Annotated in this window: 23 protein-coding genes; 9 read left to right on the top strand and 14 right to left on the bottom strand. The window is 73.0% G+C overall.

From position 1 onward, the window contains the following. Positions 1–5: 5 nt before the first annotated feature. Positions 6–1,826 carry a hypothetical protein gene (locus tag IAG44_RS37240; RefSeq protein ID WP_187751471.1) on the top strand — a complete coding sequence of 607 codons (1,821 nt, stop codon included), beginning with the start codon at positions 6–8 and terminating at the stop codon, positions 1,824–1,826. Here the strand turns inward: IAG44_RS37240 and IAG44_RS37245 are convergent. The 4 genes from IAG44_RS37245 to IAG44_RS37260 all read right to left on the bottom strand — a co-directional run bounded on the left by IAG44_RS37245 (position 1,816) and on the right by IAG44_RS37260 (position 4,883). Then, a complete protein-coding gene (locus tag IAG44_RS37245) occupies positions 1,816–1,986 on the bottom strand; it encodes a hypothetical protein (protein WP_187751472.1) in 171 nt (56 codons plus the stop codon). The two genes, IAG44_RS37240 and IAG44_RS37245, sit on opposite strands and share 11 nt — an antisense overlap. Further along, positions 1,983–2,231 (bottom strand): hypothetical protein, encoded by a 249-nt coding sequence (locus IAG44_RS37250; RefSeq protein ID WP_187751473.1) that lies wholly within the window; start codon positions 2,229–2,231, stop codon positions 1,983–1,985. The genes IAG44_RS37245 and IAG44_RS37250 overlap by 4 nt, the downstream gene beginning before the upstream one ends. Before the next feature lie 67 nt (positions 2,232–2,298). After that, positions 2,299–3,738 (bottom strand): MFS transporter, encoded by a 1,440-nt coding sequence (locus IAG44_RS37255; RefSeq protein WP_187751474.1) that lies wholly within the window; start codon positions 3,736–3,738, stop codon positions 2,299–2,301. After that, entirely contained in the window at positions 3,738–4,883 is a 1,146-nt protein-coding gene (locus IAG44_RS37260) for an FAD-dependent monooxygenase (RefSeq protein WP_187751475.1), read from the bottom strand. Before IAG44_RS37260 ends, IAG44_RS37255 begins: the two co-directional genes overlap by 1 nt. A gap of 157 nt (positions 4,884–5,040) precedes the next feature. On the opposite strand from IAG44_RS37260, the gene IAG44_RS37265 reads away from it, so the two are divergent. Continuing rightward, a complete protein-coding gene (locus tag IAG44_RS37265; protein ID WP_187751476.1) occupies positions 5,041–5,637 on the top strand; it encodes a TetR/AcrR family transcriptional regulator in 597 nt (198 codons plus the stop codon). Positions 5,638–5,640: 3 nt separating this feature from the next. Here IAG44_RS37265 and IAG44_RS37270 read toward each other — a convergent pair whose 3' ends face one another. Further along, entirely contained in the window at positions 5,641–6,876 is a 1,236-nt protein-coding gene (locus IAG44_RS37270; RefSeq protein ID WP_187751477.1) for an MFS transporter, read from the bottom strand. Positions 6,877–7,037: 161 nt separating this feature from the next. On the opposite strand from IAG44_RS37270, the gene IAG44_RS37275 reads away from it, so the two are divergent. The 3 genes from IAG44_RS37275 (at position 7,038) to nicT (ending at position 9,847) form a co-directional block, all read left to right on the top strand. Continuing rightward, the gene (locus IAG44_RS37275) at positions 7,038–7,460 is read left to right on the top strand and encodes a YybH family protein (protein WP_187751478.1); all 423 of its coding nucleotides are present in this window, start codon (positions 7,038–7,040) and stop codon (positions 7,458–7,460) included. Positions 7,461–7,601: 141 nt separating this feature from the next. Continuing rightward, on the top strand, positions 7,602–8,552 hold the full coding sequence (locus IAG44_RS37280) for a lysylphosphatidylglycerol synthase transmembrane domain-containing protein (protein ID WP_187751479.1): 951 nt from the start codon (positions 7,602–7,604) through the stop codon (positions 8,550–8,552). A gap of 143 nt (positions 8,553–8,695) precedes the next feature. Continuing rightward, on the top strand, positions 8,696–9,847 hold the full coding sequence (nicT, locus tag IAG44_RS37285) for a Nickel transporter NicT (RefSeq protein WP_246562377.1): 1,152 nt from the start codon (positions 8,696–8,698) through the stop codon (positions 9,845–9,847). Here the strand turns inward: nicT and IAG44_RS37290 are convergent. The 5 genes from IAG44_RS37290 to IAG44_RS37310 all read right to left on the bottom strand — a co-directional run bounded on the left by IAG44_RS37290 (position 9,805) and on the right by IAG44_RS37310 (position 15,617). Further along, positions 9,805–10,671 carry an aminoglycoside phosphotransferase family protein gene (locus tag IAG44_RS37290; RefSeq protein ID WP_187751480.1) on the bottom strand — a complete coding sequence of 289 codons (867 nt, stop codon included), beginning with the start codon at positions 10,669–10,671 and terminating at the stop codon, positions 9,805–9,807. The genes nicT and IAG44_RS37290 overlap by 43 nt on opposite strands. A gap of 66 nt (positions 10,672–10,737) precedes the next feature. Beyond that, a complete protein-coding gene (locus tag IAG44_RS37295) occupies positions 10,738–11,697 on the bottom strand; it encodes a hypothetical protein (RefSeq protein WP_187751481.1) in 960 nt (319 codons plus the stop codon). Between the two features lie 214 nt (positions 11,698–11,911). Then, on the bottom strand, positions 11,912–13,369 hold the full coding sequence (locus IAG44_RS37300) for an APC family permease (RefSeq protein WP_187751482.1): 1,458 nt from the start codon (positions 13,367–13,369) through the stop codon (positions 11,912–11,914). A 306-nt stretch (positions 13,370–13,675) separates the two neighbouring features. Then, positions 13,676–15,079: a Si-specific NAD(P)(+) transhydrogenase gene (sthA, locus tag IAG44_RS37305; protein ID WP_187751483.1), complete on the bottom strand. Its 1,404-nt coding sequence runs from the start codon at positions 15,077–15,079 to the stop codon at positions 13,676–13,678. Positions 15,080–15,431: 352 nt separating this feature from the next. Continuing rightward, positions 15,432–15,617, bottom strand: a complete 186-nt coding sequence (locus IAG44_RS37310; RefSeq protein WP_187751484.1) for a hypothetical protein — start codon at positions 15,615–15,617, stop codon at positions 15,432–15,434. A gap of 270 nt (positions 15,618–15,887) precedes the next feature. Between IAG44_RS37310 and IAG44_RS37315 the strand changes: the two genes are divergently transcribed. The 3 genes from IAG44_RS37315 (at position 15,888) to IAG44_RS37325 (ending at position 17,735) form a co-directional block, all read left to right on the top strand. Then, entirely contained in the window at positions 15,888–16,793 is a 906-nt protein-coding gene (locus IAG44_RS37315) for a GNAT family N-acetyltransferase (protein ID WP_187751485.1), read from the top strand. A gap of 41 nt (positions 16,794–16,834) precedes the next feature. After that, positions 16,835–17,152, top strand: coding sequence for a hypothetical protein (locus IAG44_RS37320; RefSeq protein ID WP_187751486.1), 318 nt, complete (start codon positions 16,835–16,837; stop codon positions 17,150–17,152). Positions 17,153–17,261: 109 nt separating this feature from the next. Further along, positions 17,262–17,735 (top strand): carboxymuconolactone decarboxylase family protein, encoded by a 474-nt coding sequence (locus IAG44_RS37325; RefSeq protein WP_187751487.1) that lies wholly within the window; start codon positions 17,262–17,264, stop codon positions 17,733–17,735. Between the two features lie 93 nt (positions 17,736–17,828). Here the strand turns inward: IAG44_RS37325 and IAG44_RS37330 are convergent, their stop codons facing one another. Further along, a complete protein-coding gene (locus tag IAG44_RS37330; RefSeq protein ID WP_187751488.1) occupies positions 17,829–18,716 on the bottom strand; it encodes a Gfo/Idh/MocA family protein in 888 nt (295 codons plus the stop codon). Between the two features lie 146 nt (positions 18,717–18,862). Between IAG44_RS37330 and IAG44_RS37335 the strand changes: the two genes are divergently transcribed. Beyond that, positions 18,863–19,333: a hypothetical protein gene (locus IAG44_RS37335; protein WP_187751489.1), complete on the top strand. Its 471-nt coding sequence runs from the start codon at positions 18,863–18,865 to the stop codon at positions 19,331–19,333. A 14-nt stretch (positions 19,334–19,347) separates the two neighbouring features. On the opposite strand, the gene tgmB is transcribed toward IAG44_RS37335, so the two are convergent. The 3 genes from tgmB to IAG44_RS37350 all read right to left on the bottom strand — a co-directional run bounded on the left by tgmB (position 19,348) and on the right by IAG44_RS37350 (position 21,000). Further along, on the bottom strand, positions 19,348–20,328 hold the full coding sequence (gene tgmB, locus IAG44_RS37340; RefSeq protein WP_187751490.1) for an ATP-grasp ribosomal peptide maturase: 981 nt from the start codon (positions 20,326–20,328) through the stop codon (positions 19,348–19,350). Between the two features lies 1 nt (position 20,329). Then, positions 20,330–20,521 (bottom strand): putative ATP-grasp-modified RiPP, encoded by a 192-nt coding sequence (tgmA, locus tag IAG44_RS37345; RefSeq protein ID WP_187751491.1) that lies wholly within the window; start codon positions 20,519–20,521, stop codon positions 20,330–20,332. 206 nt (positions 20,522–20,727) lie between these two features. Further along, entirely contained in the window at positions 20,728–21,000 is a 273-nt protein-coding gene (locus IAG44_RS37350; RefSeq protein ID WP_187751492.1) for a YkvA family protein, read from the bottom strand. Between the last annotated feature and the right edge of the window lie 55 nt (positions 21,001–21,055).

Consider the following 21,055-nt stretch of genomic DNA (forward strand, 5'->3'; position numbering starts at 1 on the left):
CGAGCGTGCACCTCCTCCACCAGCGCGGCTGTCTGCACGACCTCCCGGACACCCCCGAGGCGTACGACGCCGTCCTCGCCGACGTCGTCGAGCAGGCCCTCGCCCGCCTCACCCCCGAGGGCAACCTCGAACACCCCGACTGCACCGACGACATCGGCGACACCTCCCTCGGGATGACCTCCCTGCTCGCCCTGGCCTGGCACCGGTCCAAGGACCCCCGCCTGCCCGAGGCGGTGCGCCGCAGCCTCGCCTTCCACCTCGACGAGCGCGTCTACACCGAGGACAACCCCGGCTACCCGAACCTGCGGATCCGCGACTCGGGCCTGCCGTACGCCCGTTACGTCCTCGCCTCCGGCGCGCACCCCATCGGGGACTGGCCGAGCACGGTGTGGGCGCTGCTCCAGGCGGTCAACCTCCTCGACCTGTCGGGGGAGTTGGTGCCGGACGAGCAGCGGGCGCGCCTCCTCGACGTGGCCCGGGGCTACTGGTCCTGGCTCACCGAGGCGACCTTCTTCAACCCGCAGGAGGCCGGCAACCAGGCCATCGGCTGCATTGTCGGCGGCCTGATGCTGGCCGCCCACCTCCCCTCCGGCGGCGCCGAAGTCCGGGCGCGCGCACTGGAGTTGTACGAGAGCGAGATCCGCGCTCACCGCGTGTACGACCGGGGCGCGCTGCTGCCCCCCGAGCACGGCGGCGCCTACGACAACAACTACGGCCCGATCTCCCTCTCCTTCCTCGCCCAGGCCCACCGGGTCAGCGGTGAGGAGATGTTCGCCGAGGACGGCGAGACCCTGGCCCGCTACATCGACGCCCGCCTCACCGGCGGCGGCTTCGACAACGGCGGCCCGCGCTACAGCGAGCAGCACTCCGGCTTCGAATCCGTCCTCGGGCTGCGGTACTTCGGCGCCCGTATCGGCGCCGACATCGGCCGCTACCGGGGTGACACCCGCTGGGGCCGGTACGCGGTCAAACCGGACGGCGGGGTCGACGGGCACTTCGCCTGGATGCTCGTCTGGCAGATCCAGGACGACACCGTCTGGCACCGCGAGCCGTCCACCGCCCCGGCACGGCACCAACTCCGGTCCGGCGGCGTGTCGGTGGCGTTCGACTCCAAGCTGACGCCCTCGCTGGTCGAGGCGGCCGGCACCTACTACCTCCCGGCCGCCGTGAACCGCCAGCACGGCTTCGGACCGGTCCTCGACGGGTTCCTCTTCACCCGCCCGATGGGCGAGGTCCGCGTCCACGACGTCCAAGTGGACGGCCTGAGCGCCAAGTTGGTGACCAAGCCGGTCGTCGGCCGTGACCACGTCCTGCGCAGCGTCCGCTCCCTGTACGTCACCGACGGCGCCGTGCTGTGGACGACCGTCGCCGTCGAACGCCTCCCCGGCGAGCCGTACCTCCTCGCCGGACTGCCGTACGCGGCGGACGACGGCGAGCGGGTCCTGCGCACGTCCGAGGCGGCCGTCGCCTCGGCGGGCGAGCTGCGCCTCACCCACCCCGCCGCCGAAGGGCCCGACCACTTCGACGCGCGGTGCGAACTCAGCCAGCAGGAAGCGGCGTTCGCCCTCGCGGCCGACCCGCGCGGCTACGGCAACCCCGACGAGGGCTGGAGCCACCTGGTCAGCTCCACGGCCGTGGAGGCGGGCCCGCTGGCGGACGCCCCCGAGGACCTGCACGTCTTCGCCGTCCGCCACGGCGGCACCGAACCGCTGACCGTGCGCGCCGAGTGGTCCTCGGACGGACTCGTCGTACGGACCGACGCGTTCACGGCCGTCCTCGGCGGCCTCGACGCGGCGGCGGAACCGGAGTTGAGGCTCAGCCGCTGACCCGTACCAGCGTGTGGGCGGGAAGCCTGGCGTCCCGGAGGACGGCGGGGGAGAGGGACAGCCCGAACCTCCGCTCCAGGACGGCCAGGCTTCGCGTCGCCTCGTCGTCCGCCGGCAGGAAGGTGTCGCCGTCCGGAGTGAGGATCCCGGCGGCGGTCAACTCCGGGAGCAGCAGGTCGGGTCGCTCGCCCCAGCGCCACACCTCCTCGCGCAGGCCGTGCGGTGCTCCCGCGCCAGGGTGTGGCGGATCACCTCCACGCCGCCCCGGGGGACCTCCGCGAGGAGGTCGCCGCCGGGCGAGTCGCCGTACTCGACGGCCGGCGTCCACGCGCCGCTCGTGCCGACGCGGATCGCGGCGTCCCCGTACCCGTCCGCGCGGTAGGGCCCGGGAACCAGGTCGTCCATGTCGAGTTCCGTGGCGTGCACGGAAGTTCGGGCCGGGGCGGCGCCCAGAGCCAGGTGATGCCGTCGGTCATGAGCGTGACCGTAGCCTCCCGCGGGTCAGCGCGAGGGCGGGCAGCGCGGCGAGGGCGAAGAGGACGCCCGTCATCACGACGTACAGGTGCACCCCCGTCGCCGTGCTCACCGGGGCGCCGTCCGCGTAAGTCCCGGAGATCTCCGTCGCCTTGAGGATCTCGCCGCCGGCGAAGTTGAAGACGACCGAGCCGAGCGCGAGGACGACCGAGACCAACCCGGCGGTCGTGCCCTGCCGTTCGGGGGTCTCCAGGCTGGTCGCCAGGTTGTAGCCGGAGGCGCCGATCGCCCCGGCGGCGATCCCGGCGAGGGTTCCGCAGACGACCGCGAGCGGGACGACGGCGACGCCGGCCAGCATCCCGAACGCCGCGAGCGCGCCCGTCGCGATCCCGCCGAGCAGCGGTGGTGCCGGACCGAACCGGCCCGCCGCCCAGCCCGCCAGGGTGCCGCCGACGACGATCCCCAGGTTCGGCGCGGCCAGCAGCACCGCGACCGCCTCCCCGTCCCCCAGCCCGTACCCGAGCCCGAGACCGGGCGGCACCTGCGCGACGATCCCCGTCAGCTGCAACAGGCTCCGGAACGAACCCGCCGCGAGGACCAGCGCCAGCAGCGTCAGCAGGATCGGCCGGGTCAGGGCCCGGACGTCGATGACGGGCTCCTCGGTCCGCAGCGCGAGGTACGCCCACCCCGCCAGCGCCGCGCCCCCGGCCACCAGCAGCGCGACCGCGCCCGGCGAGAGCCGGCCCAGCTCGCCCCCGAGGCTGACCCAGGCGAGCACCGCGCCGAGCCCGGTGCCGAGCAGCAGCGCCCCGGCGACGTCGACCCGGCCCGTGCCCCTGACCGGCGACTCGGGGACGAACACGCGCACGCACACCGCCGCCACCGCCGCGAGCAGCGCCGCCGCCCCGAACACGCTCCGGTACCCGAACACGTCGATCACCGGCTGCATCACGAACGGCTCGACGATCCCGACGACCGACGAACCCGACGTCACCAGCCCGACCAGGGCCATCGCCACCCGGGGCGTGCTGATCCGGCGCGTCAGGGCGACCGTGAGGAACACGGCCGCGAAGGCGGCGCCCTGGAGGAAACGCCCGACCAGGAAGATCCAGAGGCTGGGAGCGACGAGACAGACCAGCGCGCCCGCGCAGGCCAGCAGCAGGGTGACGACGAGGATCCGGCGCGTGCCCAGCAGGTCGGCGCTCTTCGCGAGGAGCGGTGACCACAGGGCCCCGGCGAGCAGCGCGCTCGCGTTCAGCCACGCGGCCTGGTCGGTGTCGAAGTGGTCGAGGAGCTGCGGCAGGACCATCATGGGCGAGCCGATGGCCATGTCCGCGAGGACGTTGGCGAGGGTGAGGACGGCCGCCCACACGACGAGGCGCGCGCTCCAGCGGTGTTCCCGCGCGGCGGGGGCGGACTTCTCCAGCGTGCCTGCCATTAGGCACCCTTTCCGGCGGCGGTGCGCAGAGCCTCGTCGCGGGCGGCGATCGCGGCCCAGGTGGGCGGGAGGATGCGCTCGCGGCCGAGGTGGGCGCGGGCCTGGGCAGCGTCGACGTGCGGACGGTGGCGGGCCTCGTAGCGGGCGAACGCGGCGGTGAGGGCAGGGAGTTGAGGGCTCTCGGGGTGGTGGGGCTCGGCCGCGCCGGCGCCGTCCAGCTCCTCCGCGAGCCGCCACGCCCCGGTCAGCGCGAGGGACGTGCCCCGGCCGGAGAGGTAGGCCGGGCAGTACCCGGCGTCGCCGACGAGGACGACCCGGCCCCGGTGCCAGGCGGGCAGGTGGATCTGGCTCGCGGAGGTGAAGTAGAGGTCGGGATCGGCGAGCGCGGCGTCCAGCAACTCCGGTATCCGCCACGACCGTTGATCTGCGAACGCCTCGGCGAGGAGTTTCTTCTGGACGTCCGGGTCACGGTCGTCGTGGTCGGTCTGCGGTGACCGGAACTGGAGCACGGCGACGGCCTTGCCGCCGTACCGGAAGAGGCCCGCCATCCGGCCGGGGACGTTGTGGATCACGCCCGCGGGCCCCGTCCCGCCGGGGAAGTCGGCCAGCGCGAAGTACACGCCGAGGTGGCGCGTGTACTCCGGTTCCGGCCCGAACACCAGCCCGCGCACGCCGGAGTGCTGGCCGTCGGCGCCGATCACGACGTCGTAGCGCCCGGTCCGGCCCGACGCGAACCGCACGCCGACGCCCGCGCCGTCGTCGTCCAGCGCCTCGACCGCGTCGCCGAAGCGGACGGTCACGGTGTCGGGGAGGGCGTCGGCGAGGATCCGGACGAGGTCGGCGCGCAGGAGTTCGACGTCGTCGGCGGAGTCGTTGAACTCGGCCGGCGGCAGGGGGGCCACCGGCTCGCCCTCGCTGTCGACGAAGCGGGTCCGCTCGGACATGTCGACGCGGTGGGCGCGGATCCGCGTGAGCAGGCCCATGCGAGCGGCGGCCTGGACCGCGTCGCCGCGGATGTCGATGGGGGTGCCGGTCAGGCGTAAGTGCCGGGCGTGCTCGACGACGGTGACGGCGTGGCCGCGTCCGCCGAGCTCAAGTGCCGTGGCCAGACCGGCGATTCCGGCTCCGGAGATGAGCAGGTTCACGTGGGTGCTCCAGGGGTCGTGGCGGGTTCGGGTGGACGGCTCCCGCCTTAAAGAAACAAGCCGTCGCTTTTAGCGAGCGTACTGACCATCGGCTTGCATCGCAACGAACCCCCTGGCGACAATCGGCACCCCAGCGCAGAACGTGAGGTGAGAGCCCGTGTCGCAGTCCCGGCCGGCCGCGCGGCGCCCCGGCGGCCGCAACGCGCGGGTACGGGAGCGGATCCTCGCCGCGACCGTCGAACTCGTCGCCCGCGACGGCATCGCGGGGTTCCGGTACGAGGAGGTCGCCGAGTGCGCGGGCGTCCACCGCACGAGCGTGTACCGCAACTGGCCCGACCGCGACGACCTGGTCGTCGAGGCGCTGCTGCACTACGTCGAGGACCTGGCCTCCGTCGCCGACACCGGCGATCTCCAGCGCGACCTCGTCGACTTCCTGCTCGCGCTCGCCGCCGTCCTGGACACCCCCTTCGGGCAGTCCCTGGAGCAGGCCATCCACTCCGCCCGCCAGACCGAGGCCGTCCAAGCGCTCACCAAGGTCCTCGACCAGCGCGTCGCCGCCATGCGCCGCCGGGTGGACTCGGCCGTCGAACGCGGTGAACTCCCGCCCGTCGACAGCGGGTTCCTCGGCGAGATGATCTCCGGGCCCGTCCATCTCATCGTCAACCGCGGCGTGCGTCCCTTCGCGCGCGCGGACGCGGAACGCATCGTCTCCGTGATCCTCGCCGGAATCCGGGCCACGGCGCCGGAGGGCTGAGGTTCAGTCCGGCGGACGGTCGTCGGACCGGGTACGCGTACGGCGTTCCGTCGCCAGGCACAGCAGCGCCGCCCCCGTCGTCGCGAGCCCGCCCAGCCACAGGCCCGAGCGCGCGCCGAGCACCCCGGCGAGGCCGCCGACCAGCAACGAGCCCAAGGGCGTGGTCCCTTGGAGGATCAGTGTGTAGAGGGCCATCACCCGGCCCCGGTAGGCGGGGTCGCTGCCGAGCTGGATGCGGTGGTTGGCGGCCTGCGCGAAGTACGTGGAGGCGAGACCGGTGAGGAACAGCGCCACCATGGCGAGCCCCAGCGTCGGAGCCCACCCGGCGACGGTCTCCAGCACCCCGAACCCGAGCGCCGACCCGGCGACCAGCCGTCCGGACGGCCGCTCGCGGCGTGCCGTCCCCGCGAGCGCGGCCAGGAGCGAGCCGGCGGCCAGCGCGGTCGTCAGCAGCCCGAAGGTCCTCGCGTCGGCGTCGAACACCGTACGGGCGATCAGCGGCAGCGTGACCTGGAAGTTCAGCCCGAACAGGCCGACGGCCGCCACCAGCGCCAGCGGTAGCGTGAGATCCCGCCGGGACGCGACGTGCCGCAGCGCGTCCACCACCCGGTGCGGACCGCGCCCCGGCGCGCCGCGCAGCAGCTCACCCGGCCGCATCAGCAGCAGCCCGGCCACCGGGGCGACGTAACTGACCGCGTTGACCAGCATGACCGGCCCGGTGCCCAGCCACGCGATGAGCGCCCCCGAGGCCGCCGGGCCCACCACGCGCGACACGCTGAAGTAACTCACGCTGAGCGCCGAGGCGTTGGGCAGCAGCGCGGGGCCCACCAGCTCGCTGACGAACGAGATCCGCGTCGGCGTCTCGACCGCGTTCACCGTCCCGAGGCACAGCGCGAAGAAACAGAGGTGACCGAGCCGGACCGTCCCGGTGAGCGTCAGCAGCGCCAGCAGCAGCGCGAGTACCCCGGCCGTCAGGTTCGCCCCCAGCAGCAGGACCCGCTTGTCGTACCGGTCCGCGAGCCGCCCGCCGTACAGCGTGAGCAGCAGCATCGGCGTGAACTGGAGCGCCGTCACCAGCCCCAGCGCGCTGCCCGAACCGTCCGTCAGGGACAGCACCAGCCAGTCCTGCGCGGTGATCATCATCCAGGTGCCGGTCACCGACACGACCTGGCCCGCCGCGAAGAGCCGGAAGTTGCGGATCGCCAGGGAACGGAAGGGGGACGCGAGGGCCGAGGTCACCCCGCATTTCTCTCACGCCCTCCTTGGGCCGGGCCTTGGCACGGCTTGAGAAGCCTCTGTGACGCACCCTACTCAGACCGGCGTTATCGGAAGGGAACGGACGTGCGGGAGCGAATCGTTGGAAGAGGTGCGCCAACGTGAGAGAAAAGGGAGCGTCCGCCGTGAGCCCGAGCCAGGTCTTCGCCGCCGTCGACGACGACGAGGCACACATCCGCGCGCTGATCGCCCGCTGGGCCCGGTCCGTGCACCGGGGCGACATCGACGGAGTGCTCGCCGGACACGCCGAGAAGCTGACGATGTTCAACGTCGCCCCGCCCTACGAGGGCATCCGCTCACGCGCCGCCTACCGTGTCATCTGGCCGCCCCTGTTCGCCTGGCAGGCCCTTGGCGCCCGCTTCGACATCGAGTCCCTCGACGTGACGGCGGGTACGGACGTCGCCTACGCGCACGCGCTGGTGCGCTGCGGCACCCCGGGGGAGCTGGCCGAACGGCCCGAACTGCGACTGCGGCTGACATTCGGGCTGGTCAAGGAGGACGGCGAGTGGGTGATCGCCCACGAACACCACTCGTTCCCGCACGACTGAGCCGTCTGCCGCGTTCTGGCGTGAACCCGCCTCCGCCGCCTGGGGGAACCGGAGACGCCGGATCGCCCCACCGCGGGTTACGTTGACGAGGGTTTCCGCACCCTCAGTGACAGTCGCCGGCCAGGGAGAGGTGCAGCGCGCATGACGTCCGAGCCGTGTGCCGTGGCCGCGACTCCCACCGCGCCCGTCCGCCGCCGGGTCCCCTGGTCGCTGCTGGGCTCGTTCGCCGTCCTGTTCGGCGTCGGCTGGCTGGCGCGGCGGCACTGGTCGGTGGTGTCGGACGGCGCAGGACGGCTCGCCGTCGCGGACCAGGGCTGGCTGCTGTGCGGCGCGTTCGCGACCGTCGGCACCTGGGGCTGCGCGGCGCTGGCCCAGCAGGGCGCCGCCGCGCCGAGCCTGCCGCGCGGGCGGCTGGTCGCGGCGCAGTTCGCCGCCTCCGCCGCCAACCATCTGCTCCCGGCGGGCCTCGGCGCGAGCGCGGTGAACCTGCGGTTCCTGATGCGTTGCGGCCTGTCCGCGCCCCGCTCCGCGACCGCCCTCGGCGTGAAGGCGACGGCCTCCTGCGTCGCCAGGATCACCCTGATCGCCGTCCTCGCGCCGCTCGCCCCCGGGGTGCTGCGCGTGCCCGAGGTCCCGGCGCCGGTCGCCCTGGCCGTCGTCGCCGTCGTCCTCCCGCTTCCGGCGCTGCTGCTGTGGGCGCGCTGCCGCCGGGCCCTGTCGGCGGTCGCCGCCGACATCCGCGACGTCCACGCGCGCCCGTGCCGGGCGGCGGCGCTGTGGGGCGGGTCGTTCGCGTTCGCCACGCTGCACGCGTGCGTGCTGATCGCCGTCACCCGCGCGATCGGCCTCACGCTCTCGCCGGTCCACGTCGCGCTGGTCTACCTCGCCGCGAGCAGCGCCGCCGCCCTGCTGCCGACGCCGGGCGGCATCGGCTCGCTCGACGCGGTGCTGGCGCTGTCGCTGGCCGCGACGGGCGCGCCGGCCGTCGAGGCGACGTCGGCGGTGCTGGGGTACCGGCTGCTGACGGTGTGGCTGCCGCTGCTGCCGGGGCTGCTGGTGCTGGGGGTGCTGGTCAGACGGCGGGCGCTGTAAGCGGGTCGGCTTCGTCACCCCCTTGGCCAAGGCATGGCGAAGATCTGTCGCGGGCTTTACTGCACATGATGTGCAACTGGGAGAGCATGGCGAATGCTGGCCCCACCGGGTCACGCGCCGCTCGCGACGGAAGGCACCACCCGATGACGATGACCCGGCGGGAATGGACCCGCCTCGCCGGAATGGCCGCGTTCATCGTCGCCCTGCACGTCGTCGGCTGGTTCACCCTCGTCGCGATCGTCGCCCCGCACCACTACAGCATCGGCGAGAAGACCTTCGGCATCGGCATCGGCGTCACCGCCTACACCCTCGGCATGCGCCACGCCTTCGACGCCGACCACATCGCCGCGATCGACAACACCACCCGCAAGCTGATGGGCGAGGGCCAGCGGCCCCTGTCCGTCGGGTTCTGGTTCTCCCTCGGCCACTCCAGCGTCGTCTTCGCCCTCGCCCTCCTGCTCTCCTTCGGCGTCAAGACCCTCGCCGGGCCCCTGCGCGACGACGACTCCAGCCTCCACGACGTCACCGGCCTGATCGGGACGGCCGTCTCGGGCACGTTCCTGTACGTCATCGCCGTCCTCAACCTGGTGATCCTCGCCGGGATCTGGAAGGTGTTCCGGCGCATGCGCACGGGCGAGTTCGACGAGGCCGAACTGGAGGAGCACCTGAACAACCGGGGCTTCATGAACCGGCTCCTCGGGCGGGTCATGAACGCCATCACCAAGCCCTGGCAGATGTACCCCCTCGGCCTCCTCTTCGGCCTCGGCTTCGACACGGCCACCGAGGTCGCGCTGCTCGTCCTCGCCGGGTCCGGTGCCGCCTCGGGGCTGCCCTGGTACGCGATCCTGTGCCTGCCGGTGCTCTTCGCGGCCGGGATGTCCCTGCTCGACACCATCGACGGCTCGTTCATGAACTTCGCGTACGGGTGGGCGTTCTCGCAGCCCGTCCGCAAGGTCTACTACAACCTCACGGTGACCGGTCTCTCCGTCGCCGTCGCCCTCCTCATCGGCACCGCCGAACTCCTCGGCCTCGCCGCCGAGAAGCTGTCCCTGCACGGCGCGTTCTGGGACTGGGTGGCGGGGCTCGACCTCAACACCCTGGGGTTCGTGGTGACGGGGATGTTTGTCGCGGCGTGGGCGATCGCCCTGGTGGTGTGGAAGGTGGGGCGGATCGAGGAGAAGTGGAGCGTGCGGCCGGCCCAGAACAGCGCCGCCGCCCAGCCCGACCCCGCCGCCCAGCCCGACCCCGCCGCTCAGACCGGCTCCGCCAGCACCCTCTCCAGCACCAGCCGCTGAGCCCCGTCCACGTCCGGACTCGACAACCCCGCCAGCACCACCAGCGCCTTCCACAACGCCCACCCCCGCGCCCGCCGCCACACCTCGTCCGGCAGCCCCACGGCCTCCCGGAACACCTTCCGCTCGGCCCCCTCGAAGTACGTCCACGCGATGACGAGGTCGCACGCCGGATCACCCGTCCCGCACGTCCCGAAGTCGATGACGGCCGACAGCCTCCCGTCCTCGACGAGGAGGTTGCCCGCCGACACGTCCCCGTGGAACCACACCGGCGCCGACGGCCACACCGACACCAGCGCCTCGCCCCACACCCGGCGGCACGCGGCCACGTCCACGACGTCCGCCAGCGTCACCAGCGACTCGGCGGCCTGGTCCCCGTACACGCTCGGATGGCACCCCCGGTACCAGGAGTGCAGCCCCGCCACCGGCCCGCCGTCCGCCGGGACTTCACGCAGCCGGCGCAGGAACTCGCCCAGATCCCGGGCGAGTCGGAGCCGGTCGACGGCGCCGGAATCGACGCTCTCGCCGGGCAGCCAGCGCCGCACCGACCAGGGGAACGGGTACCCGGACGCCGGGCGTCCGACGGCGACCGGCGCGGGCACCGGCGTCGTCAACTCCCGTGCCAGGAACGGCAGCCAGCGGTCCTCCTTGGCGACCGCCGCGACGTACCCCGCCGCGCTCGGCAGCCGCACGGACAGCTCCTCGCCGAGCCGGAACGTCCGGTTGTCCCAGCCCTGGCGCTCCACCGGCCGCACCGGCAGCCCGGCCCACTCGGGGAACTGCCCGGCGATCAGGTCCCGGACGAGGCCGGCGTCGATGTCGGTCATGGGGGCAGTCTGCGCGAACGCGGACCGGGGTGTCCTCACCTTTTCGCTCCTCCCCTTTTCCGGTCCTCACCTTCTCGCGAGGTCCGCCCGGCACCGGACGATCTGCCGCGCCGGGTCCCCCGTGTACAGCCACGGCGCCGGTGTCGCCCGCCGCCCCATCAGGTCCAGCAGCACCCCGGCGATCTCCGCCTCCCCCGCCTTGCAGGCCGCGTGCGCGAGATGGCTGACGTCCCTGAGCTCGGCGGGGGAGACGGCCGGCCCGACCGGACGCCCGGCGAGCCAGCGGTCCCAGGTGCGGCGGACGTCGCTGACGGCGCCGTCGTCCGTCCAGTGCTGGGCGATGCCGACGGCCGTGGGGCGGTCGCGGGTGAGGTCCAGGGTGTAGCGGTACTCCTCCACGCGCGCGTACTGCACGAGCACCGGCAGCGGGCAGCCCGGCGGGGCGACGCCGGCGGCGTCGCGGGCGAAGTCGTACATCAGGCCGTGGGTGCCGTGCCAGCGGGCCGAGTAGTAGTGCAGGACCTGGAGGTGGCCCTCCATGCTGTACGGGTCGCGCTGGTGCAACTCGTCCCACCAGCGGGCGAGTTCCGGCCGGCGCACGCCCGCTGGGTACAGCCGCGCCACCGAGATCAGCGACACCCACGGCGTCGGGTCCGCCGGGTACGCCTCGCTCGCCGCGCGGCACGCCAGCACCGCCGCGTCCACCCGCCGGGGGTCGATCGGCGCGCCCCGGCCCGCCTCGATCGCCAGGTTGAACGCCCGTGCCGTCTCCGTCGCCGCCCGCAGCACCCGGGCGTCCGCGCTGGACGGCTCCGCCGCGAGCCACGTCTCCACCGTCGACCCGCCCGCGCACACCTGCGCCAGCCGCCGCACCCGGTGCCCGCGCGCCGCCCAGTCCCGGCCGGTCGCCCCCAGCAGATCTCTGAGGCCGTGCCATCTCCCGATCACCACGTCCGGCCGCGTCGCGGTCAGCTCCTCGTCACCGCAGTCGGGATCGAAGTCGGGCGAGAAACGGTCGCGCGCCATGGGGGCCTGCCTCGGGTCGGTGCGATGCGGTGGGGAGGGGGCGGGGAGCGGGCTCGGGCGGAGGGCGAGTACGGGGTCGACGGGAGGGGAGCGGGTCGTGGGGTGTTACCGGTGGGGGTCTGCGGGGCGGCCGGTGGAGGGGCCGGGGCGGAAGACCCGGACCGGCCGCTCCCAGAGCCGTCCGGGAGCCTCGTCCGCCGGGGAGGGGCGTCGCTCAGAAGTCCGTCGGTACGCCCTCGTACGCGCCTCTGTGTCCCGGTACCGCGTGCGCGGTGATCGTGCGGGAGGCGTCGAGGCGGGGCGGGTGGTAGTAGTCGCTGCCCTTGGCGCGGTACCGGAGGAGGGGGACGAGGCCGAGGGCGAGGCCGCCGAGACCGATGGCCACCGCGGCCCCGCTCAGCTCGCCGAGGGATTCCGCGAAGATCCAGAACATGAAGAGCGCGCCGCACAGCGGCCAGACGCCGCCGAGGAGGAAGGTCACCGGCGAGGACAGCAGCAGACGGCGGTAGGCGACGACGGCGGCGAGGCCGGTGAGACCGTAGTACAGGGCGATCTGGAGGCCGATCGCGGAGATCGCGTCAGCCAGGATCTCCCCGACCGAGCCGAGCGCGTTGGCGGCGACGAGCAGCGTGAGCGCGACCGCGCCGACGGCGGCGACGGCGACCCAGGGCGTGTTCCAGCGCCGGTGGACGCGGCCGAGCGCGGCCGGCATCGTCCCGTCGCGGCCCATCGAGAACAGCGTGCGCGTGACCTGGATGAGGGTGGTCTCCAGCGTCGCGATCGTGGACAGCATCACCGCCACCACCAACAGTTTCCCGCCCCACCCGGGCCACACGGCCTGCCCCAGCGCGCCGAGCACGTTCGCCGCGTTCCGCTCGACCTGGTCCTCGGTCAGCACCACGTTCACGGTGACCGTGTAGACCTCGAACAGCAGGAAGACGACGCCGAGCCCGATCAGCCCCGCGAGCCCGGTCGTACGGCGGCTGTCGCGGGTCTCCTCGCTGAGGTTGCTGGTGACGTCCCAGCCCCAGTAGCAGAACGCGGCGACCAGCGCCCCCGACGCGAACCCGGCGACCCCGTCGAACTGCCCGGGGGAGAACCAGGACCAGTCGAAGGCCCGCGCGCTCCCCACATGCCGGAACGCCAGCACGGCGAACAGCACGAGGATCGCCAACTCGACGCCGGACATGACCAGTTGCGCCCGCACGGTGAGCCGCGCCCCGCCGAGGACGACGCCCAGCATGAGCAGGAACCAGCCCGCGCCGACCGCCGTCGACCAGGCCGTGCTGTCCGCGAGCCCGTCGTCGAGGAGCGCGAGGGTCAGCGAACCGGCCGGCAGGGACCCGGCGACCATGAACAGCGTCGTCGAGACCACCAGCGCCCAGCCGCTGAGGAACCCCAGGAACGGGTGGAGCGTGCGCCCCACCCACGAGTACGCGGCGCCCGCGTTGACGTCGATCCGGTTGAGGTGGCTGAACGCGAGCGCGATGCCCAGCATCGGCAGCGCGCAGTACAGCAGGGCCGCGGGGCTCGCCAGGCCCACCGCGCCCACCAGGACGGCCGTCGTCGCGGCGATCGAGTACGCGGGGGCGGTACCCGCGATCGCCATCACCGCCGTGTCGAACGTGCCGAGGACGTTCGCCTGGAGCCCTCGACCACTGTTGTCGCTCATGGTGCGCTGCTTTCCGTCGTGCACACCGCGCGGCGGGAACTGCCCGGCGGCGCGTGGGGGGAGTGGGGGGTGGCACCGCCGGACGTCCACGGGGGTGGCCCTGGACGGTGGCGGAAGGAGTCGAGCGGAAACGTGACTGTCGAACGGAAACCGGCATGCGGAACGGGGCGTGCCATCGCTCCGTCGATGGCCGGTCACACCGAGTGTGCGAGTGATGATAGTCGGAACGATTTACCTTTCAAGATTGACCGTCCGGTAACCTCTCGACGCGCGTACGTCCCGAACTCCCGTACGGGACGGGGCGGTTCAGTCGCCGAGCCGGTCCAGGCTGCGCAGCCGGTTCGTCGCGTCCAGCGCCGCGACCTTGTAGGACTCCGCCAGCGTCGGGTAGTTGAACACCGCGTCGACCAGGTAGTCGACCGTGCCTCCGCACCCCATCACCGACTGGCCGATGTGGATCAGCTCCGTCGCCCCGCTCCCGAAGCAGTGCACCCCGAGGAGGCGCCGGTCGTCCGGCGACACCAGCAGCTTCAGCATGCCGTGCGCGTCCCCGATGATCTGACCCCGCGCCAGCTCCCGGTACCGGGCCACCCCCACCTCGAACGGCACGCGCTCCTCGGTGAGTCGGTCCTCCGTGCGGCCGACGAAACTGATCTCCGGGATCGTGTAGATGCCGATCGGCTGGAGGTCGTGCGTCCGCCCCACGGGCTCCCCGAACGCGTGATAGGCCGCCGCCCGGCCCTGCTCCATCGACGTCGCCGCGAGCGCCGGGTACCCGATCACGTCACCGACCGCGTAGATGTGCGGGACCTGCGTACGGTAGTGCTCGTCCACCGCGATCCGGCCCCGCGCGTCCGCCGTCAACCCCGCCTGTTCCAGGGCCAGTTCATCGGTCAGGCCCTGTCTGCCCGCCGAGTACATCACCGCGTCCGCCGGGATCTTCTTGCCGCTCTCCAGCACCGTCAGCGCGGTGTGCCCGTGCTGCTCGACCGCCGCGACCGTCTCCCCGAACCGGAACGTCACGGCCAGGTCCCGCAGGTGGTACTTGAGCGCTTCGACGATCTCGACGTCGCACATGTCCAGCATCGCCGGACGCCGTTCGACGACGGTCACCTTGCTGCCGAGCGCCGCGAACATGCTGGCGTACTCCATCCCGATCACCCCGGCGCCCACGATCACCATCGAACGCGGGACCCGCTCGATGGTGAGCACATTGTCCGAGTCCAGGATCGTCCGCCCGTCGAACTCCACGCTCGGCGGGCGCGCGGGCCGGGTGCCGGTCGCGATGACGACGTACTCGGCCGTCAGCACCCGCTCGTGCCCGGTGACGTCGCGCAGGGCGACCGTGTGCGGGTCGAGGAAGCGTCCGGTGCCGGCGAACAGGGGGACCCGGTTGCGGGCCAACTGGCTGCGGATCACCTCGACTTCACGGCTGACGACATGCTGGGTGCGCGCGGTCAGGTCGGCGACGGTGATGTTCTCCTTGAGCCGGTAGCTCTGCCCGTACAGATCCCGCTGGGTGAGCCCGGTCAGATACAGCACCGCCTCCCGCAGCGTCTTGGACGGGATCGTGCCGGTGTGCAGCGAGACCCCGCCGACCATGTCCGCACGGTCGACGACGGCGACTTCGCGGCCGAGTTTGGCCGCGGCGATGGCGGCCTTCTGGCCACCGGGACCGGATCCGAGCACGAGCATGTCGACATCGGGCACGGGGGGAGTGTGACAGCGGGGCGGGCTCGGGGGAAGGGCGCGTGGGCCTCACGGCGACGGCCGCCGGGCACGGCTCTGACGGGCGGGGCCGCTCGGGTCGCGCCTGACGGGCAGGCGGCGCGGGGCCGGTCCGGGGCGCGGCGTCGGCGCGGGTTTCCCGGTGCCGGTGTGCCGACGGGAGCTCGTCGGTGCCGGCGGGGTTTGTCGGGGCCGGCGTGGTGGTGCGGGCTTGTCGGCACAGGATCGACGGTGGAGGGCGCGGTGCCGTCCGGCAGCGGGGCTTTGCCGACGCGGCCCGGTGGCAGGGGAGGCCGGTGCCGTCCGGCGCGGCGGGAACGTCCCCGCGTCGGCCCTACGGCAGCAGTTTCTCGATGGCCGCCGGGCCTTCCTCGGCCAGCTTGCGCCGTGCCCACTCCAGGGTGGCCGGCGTGATGTCGCGGCCGGCCGCGAGGACAAGGTCCTCGGGGGTCACCTCGGTTCCGGTGCGCGTGTGCAGCAGGGCGTCGGGGGTGGCACGGTCCTCGGAGGGGTTCGTCATGGCCAGGACTCCTCGTTGTGCGGTCGTCGCATCCACTATCACCACTCATCGCGCGGCCCGCATGTGCGCGTGCCCGCGCCGGGCGCCGGAAAACTCTTGGACATCGACGCGGTCGCTGTCATATGGTCTGACCGCACGCCCGAGACGAACGGAAGGAGGCGAGTGCCATGCAGTCCCAGAAGACCCCGCGCTCCCTCCCCGCCGCCGTCGCGTGCCGCGTCTGACCTGCCCGGGAGCGCTGAACAAGAGTTCCGCTACCTGGAGGATTCCGTGACCGCCCCGGTCATCCGCGTGCTCGACGAGAGCGACGCACACCTTTTCGACACCCTGCCCGACCCCCTGCGCGCCGGCGAGATCCTGCGCGCGGCCGCCGACCGCCCCGGCTGGAAGCGCGTCGCCCTGCGCGACGGCCGCGTCGTGGCCCGCGCCTCCTGGTGGGGCGGCCCCGACGACGCCGAGCCCCTGACCGTCGAACGCTTCGACGTCGCCGACGGCGAGGAGGACGCCGGCGCGGCCCTGCTGCGCTCCGCCCCCTGGAAGGTCGGCCTGGAGCTGAACCTGCCCGGCGGCTGGCGCGACGACCCCGTCCTGAAGGACGCCGCCGAGGCCCGCTTCGAGGCGGCACGCCGTGCCGGACAGCACCTCCTCGTCGAGCGGTACGTCTACCGCTGGACCCCCGAGTGCGGGCTCCCGGACCGGCCCGGCCGGCTGGAGTTCGCGCCCGAGCCCGACGACGCCGTCTTCTTCGACGCCCTGCGTCGCATCCACTCCGTCACCCTCGACGCGCACGCGCGCAAGGCGATCGAGGAGGGCGGCCTCGACCAGGCCGCGCAGGAGGAGATCGACTTCTTCCGCTGGTGCCCGTCCCCGCGCGCGTGGTGGCAGGTCGCCCGCACGCCCGCCGGGGAACTCGCCGGCATCCACATCCCGGCCCACAACCCGAGCGGGCCCTGCGTCGGCTTCATCGGCGTGGTGCCGGAACAGCGCGGCCACGGGTACGCGTACGACCTCCTCGCCGAGTGCACGCACTACCTCGTCGAACAGGGTGCGGAGTTCATCGCCGCGGCGACCGACCAGGGGAACTTCCCCATGGCCGCGCACTTCGCGAAGGCCGGGTATCCCGTGGCGCGCGAGCGCGTGCACTTCGAGTACCCGGGCGTTGTCGGTGGCGGGTGACAAGCTGGGGTGAGACCGGCTGACTGAGAGGAGCGGGGCCCATGGGGTTCGACGGTGAGGTGTGGCGGGTGGCGTGCGGCGCGGAGGAGGTCGGGACGATCGCGATCGACGACGGCGACTTCCCCTGGCTCTCCGGCCGCTTCACGCCCGGCCCGGCGTACGCGGCCGTCGAGCCCCTGTTCACGCGCGAGCTGGCGCTGCTGAACGAGGGGTGGACGCAGGAGTGGGAGGCGGTCTACGACGAGATCACGCGCCGCGTCTCCCTCGCGTCCCCCGAGGGCCCCGTTCCCGAGTTCCTGCTGCACATCGAGGGGGAGCGGGCCTGGTTCCGCTGGAGCGACGAACCCTTCGAGGAGTAGGCGAACCCTTCGAGGAGTAGGTGACGCGGGTCACATCCAGGGCTGTCACACTTCCGTGCCGTGCGCTGTCTAAGGGGTGTACCCAACGGCAACGGCACAGGAGAACGCCATGGAAGCCCGCCTCAACCTCTTCGGCAGCCCCCTCTTCGGCAAGGTCCTGCGGCACGTCAACTCCGCGGGCAAGGCCGTCTCCGACTCCCCCCTCCCCGCGGCCACCCAGGAACTCGTCAAGATCCGCGCCAGCCAGATCAACGGCTGCGGTTTCTGCACCGACATGCACACCAAGGACGCCACCGCCGCCGGTGAGGACGCCACCCGGCTCCACCTGATCGCGGCCTGGCGCGAGGCCACGGTCTTCACCGACGCCGAGCGCGCCGCCCTCGCCCTCACCGAGGAGGGCACCCGCATCGCCGACGCCCATGGCGGCGTCTCCGACGAGACCTGGGACAACGCGGCCAAGCACTACGACGAGGAGCAGCTTGCCGCCCTCGTCTCCCTGATCGCGCTGATCAACGCCTACAACCGGGCCAACGTGATCGTCCGCCAGCCGGCGGGCGACTACCGGCCGGGGATGTTCGGCTGAGGGCAGCGGCGCGGTTGTGAGGGGGCGGGGCTGGGCCGGGTCTCCTGTGGGAGGGCGGTGTCCTGCCACAGCGGACCCGCCCCCGCCGGGCAACTAGACCCCCGCCCCCAACACCCCCTCCGCCGCCTCCAGAACCTCGGTCACCCGCAGGGCGAACCCCGCGTCACAGGCGTGCGGCCGTCCGGAGGCCGCGGCCTCCAGCAACGCGTCGGCCGCGTTGGTCAACGCCGCCACCGCATCACCCATCCCCTTGGGAAGCACGGCGACCCCCGCCTCCCCCCGAAGCTCCACCGTGCTCCCCGACGCGGCCGGCGGAGCCGTGAGGCTCAGCGTCACCGTGCTGGACGCCCCGCTCGCATGCTCAAGGACGAGATGCACCGTGTCCCCGGGCCCGTGCCCGGCCGCCTGTACCGCGCTCACATCACCCAGCACCGGCAGCAGAACCGACAACGCGTGCGGCCCCACATCCCACAGCGCTCCCCGCTCCCGCCGCCACGGCGACTCCGCGAACGCACTCCCGGCGGACGTGAACACCGCGCCCAGCCACTCGGCCCGAGCGGTGAACCACCCGTCCAGCGCGGCCTGTTCTTGGATCCAGCCGGACACCATGGAATCGAACCGGGCGGTGAAGAACACCACCGACGCGACCCCGCTCTCCCGGGCCGCCTCCACCAGCCCCCGCCCCTCGGCGGAGGACAGTGCGAGCGGCTTGTCGAGCAGCAGATGCCGCCCCGCACGGGCGGCCCGCGTCGCCAACTCGGCCTGGACATCGGGCGGCAGGGCGACGGCCACGGCGTCCACGTCGGAGAGGAGCGCGTCGACGTCGTCGTACGCCCGCACCCCGTACTCCTCGGCCAGCGTCTTCGCCGCGTCGGCCCGCCGCCCCCAGACCCCGACGAAGTCGAGGGAGGGGTGCGCCGCGAGGGTGGGAGCGTGGGCGAGCCGGGCCCAGGGTCCGGTGCCGAGCAGTCCGATACGCATGACGTCCGCCTCTCCAGAAGGGTCCGGCCGAGCCTGACACACGCCCGGGGCATACGCGCAAGCCCCGGGTACGACGATCTCACCCGCCGGACAGCGCGTATACGGCACCGCATGCGGGGCAGGTGGCCTGAGAAGGGGGGACCCGCATGGCCGTCGAGGCATGGCACGACTACCTCACCCGTCAACTCCGCCCCGTACTTGAGGTGTTGACCGCAAGACCCGTCCAGCACCGGAAGGAGGGAACCCCAGCCGCCGTCCCCGTCCCCGGCACCCTGGAGTGGACACTTCCCTGGCCCATGGACGACGGCAACGGCCTCGTCCGCGTCACCGTGTTCACCGAAATCGTCCCGCCGCCCCACGGACGCCGCGTCCGCGTCGTCGTGGCCGCCGTCGCCAGGGGCTTCCTCGAAGACGGCGGCCGCCTGACCCTGCCCCGCTACTGGCCCACCGACCCGCCGCCCACACCCACCCCCGAAGTCTCCACCCCTGACCGGGAGTTGACGTGGAGCATGGCGGCACACCTGTGCCGGACCCTGGACGGCCTCCCCGAGACCCTGACCGAGGAACCCACCGGCGAGGCGGGCTTCTCCCTGCGGCCACCGGAGACGCCACTCTGACCGCGCCGGTGAGGTCAGGGTGGGGACACCGTGGAGTCGGTTCCCTCCGTTTCCGCTGGGGCGGGGGTGGAGAGCCAGTCGGCGATGGTTCGGGCGATGGGCTGACCGGTTTCCACTTCCACGAAGCCGAACTGGCCTGACTGGTTGCACTCCAGGAACCACCAGGTGCCGTCCGCGTCCTCCGCGAAGTCGAAGGCGCCGTAGGCGAGTTCGGCGGTGCGGAGGTAGGCGAGGACGCCTTCGGCGGTGCGGGGCGGGACGTCGACGGGGGTCCAGGGCATGGCGGGGGAGGCGAAGCGGACGTCGATGTCGGCGGGGTCGGCGTCGGGGGAGACCTCTTTGCGGGCGGCCAGGAGGCGGTCGCCCACGACGGTGAGGCGGACGTCCGCGCGTTTGGCGACCCGGCGTTGCAGGAGGGTCGGGCCGAAGGCGACCGCGGAGAAGTCGGCGTCCGGGGCGACCCGGCTGGTGGGGACCGCGCGGGGCGGTTCCTGCGGATGCGCTCCCGAGACCGGCTTGACGACCAGATCGGGGAACCGGTCCGCGAACTCCCGCGCGGCCTGCGGGAACGTGGTGATCAGCGTGGCCGGCACGGGCAGCCCGCACTGCTGGGCGACCCGCAGCTGCCACGGCTTGTGCCGCGCCCGCACGGCCGCGTCCGGATGGTTCATCCAGCGCGCGCCCGTCGAGCGCAGCATCCCGTACAGCGCCTGCGAGGACTCCTCCGTCAGCCACTCGGACGGCTCGGCGACACGCGTCGCCGGCACACCGGGCCGGCGCACCCACACCGACCGCAGCCCGTCCATGCTGAGCAGCCGCCCGGCGGACCAGAGGTGCCCGCGGAAGCCGCCGCGCACGTACTCGCCGGAGAGCGCGACCCCGCCCGTCAGGTCGGCGGGGTCGAGCCGGACCACGGGCACCCCGGCCGCGTTGAGGTGCACGACGACCATGTCGGCCGTCACGTCCTCCTCGCAGGTGAGGATCAGGACCGTCATCTCAGTCGTCGAAGTGCGTCTTGGAGCCCGCCGTCGACGTCGTCGTGCCGAGTTCCCTGAGCAGGGTGAGGTCCGCCGCGGCGATCCTGCCGTCCGAAGTGACGTTCAACTGCAGTCCTGGGTCGTAGGCGTACGGAGTGGTGGTCACCAACTCCGCAGCCGGGCGTGCGTAGTTGAGCGCGAACGGTTGCATCGTCTCTCCTCTTCCGTGCTGCGCCGACCAAGCCGTCGTTGCCGCGTCGTCGCGTCGCCCAGTGGGTCCCTTGGGCTTTCATTGACTTATACGAATCGAACGGGTGATTGGTTTCCTCACGGTGCGTGATCGCAGGGCGTCCGGCGCTCAGCACGTGAGACCGCGCGAGGGGGCGAAAGGTTGATCCGGTCCAGCGGGATTCGTGGTCAGACAGCGTCTTTGGACGATGTCCGCAGGGAGCGGAGCGCGAGGAGCAGCACTCCGATGTCGTCCAGGTACACCGGGTCGGGCAGCAGGTCGGTCGGCAGCACGAAGTAGAGGACCGCGCCCCAGAAGATCCAGCGCGGCCCGGTCGGCAGTCCGGCCCGCCGCAGCTCCCGCCGGGTCCGCACCAGACGGACGGCCACGGCGACGGCGGCGGCGAGCACGGCGGTCGCGAGGAGGGCGGCGACGACGATCACCGTCGTGGTCGTGTCCACGTCCCCTCCCGGAGGTCCAGGGGCGCCGCGGGCGTGCGGCTCCCATCTTTCGGAG

Source organism: Streptomyces roseirectus (genome assembly GCF_014489635.1).
Lineage (GTDB): Bacteria > Actinomycetota > Actinomycetes > Streptomycetales > Streptomycetaceae > Streptomyces > Streptomyces roseirectus.

Bases quoted from the DNA above. Each gene is read 5' to 3' on its own strand.
- IAG44_RS37250 (WP_187751473.1), bottom strand. From the start codon at position 2,231: ATGGACGACCTGGTTCCCGGGCCCTACCGCGCGGACGGGTACGGGGAC.
- IAG44_RS37255 (WP_187751474.1), bottom strand. From the start codon at position 3,738: ATGGCAGGCACGCTGGAGAAGTCCGCCCCCGCCGCGCGGGAACACCGC.
- IAG44_RS37280 (WP_187751479.1), top strand. From the start codon at position 7,602: ATGACGTCCGAGCCGTGTGCCGTGGCCGCGACTCCCACCGCGCCCGTC.
- nicT (WP_246562377.1), top strand. From the start codon at position 8,696: ATGACGATGACCCGGCGGGAATGGACCCGCCTCGCCGGAATGGCCGCG.
- IAG44_RS37290 (WP_187751480.1), bottom strand. From the start codon at position 10,671: ATGACCGACATCGACGCCGGCCTCGTCCGGGACCTGATCGCCGGGCAG.
- IAG44_RS37295 (WP_187751481.1), bottom strand. From the start codon at position 11,697: ATGGCGCGCGACCGTTTCTCGCCCGACTTCGATCCCGACTGCGGTGAC.
- IAG44_RS37300 (WP_187751482.1), bottom strand. From the start codon at position 13,369: ATGAGCGACAACAGTGGTCGAGGGCTCCAGGCGAACGTCCTCGGCACG.
- IAG44_RS37310 (WP_187751484.1), bottom strand. From the start codon at position 15,617: ATGACGAACCCCTCCGAGGACCGTGCCACCCCCGACGCCCTGCTGCAC.
- IAG44_RS37320 (WP_187751486.1), top strand. From the start codon at position 16,835: ATGGGGTTCGACGGTGAGGTGTGGCGGGTGGCGTGCGGCGCGGAGGAG.
- IAG44_RS37325 (WP_187751487.1), top strand. From the start codon at position 17,262: ATGGAAGCCCGCCTCAACCTCTTCGGCAGCCCCCTCTTCGGCAAGGTC.
- IAG44_RS37330 (WP_187751488.1), bottom strand. From the start codon at position 18,716: ATGCGTATCGGACTGCTCGGCACCGGACCCTGGGCCCGGCTCGCCCAC.
- IAG44_RS37335 (WP_187751489.1), top strand. From the start codon at position 18,863: ATGGCCGTCGAGGCATGGCACGACTACCTCACCCGTCAACTCCGCCCC.
- tgmB (WP_187751490.1), bottom strand. From the start codon at position 20,328: ATGACGGTCCTGATCCTCACCTGCGAGGAGGACGTGACGGCCGACATG.
- tgmA (WP_187751491.1), bottom strand. From the start codon at position 20,521: ATGCAACCGTTCGCGCTCAACTACGCACGCCCGGCTGCGGAGTTGGTG.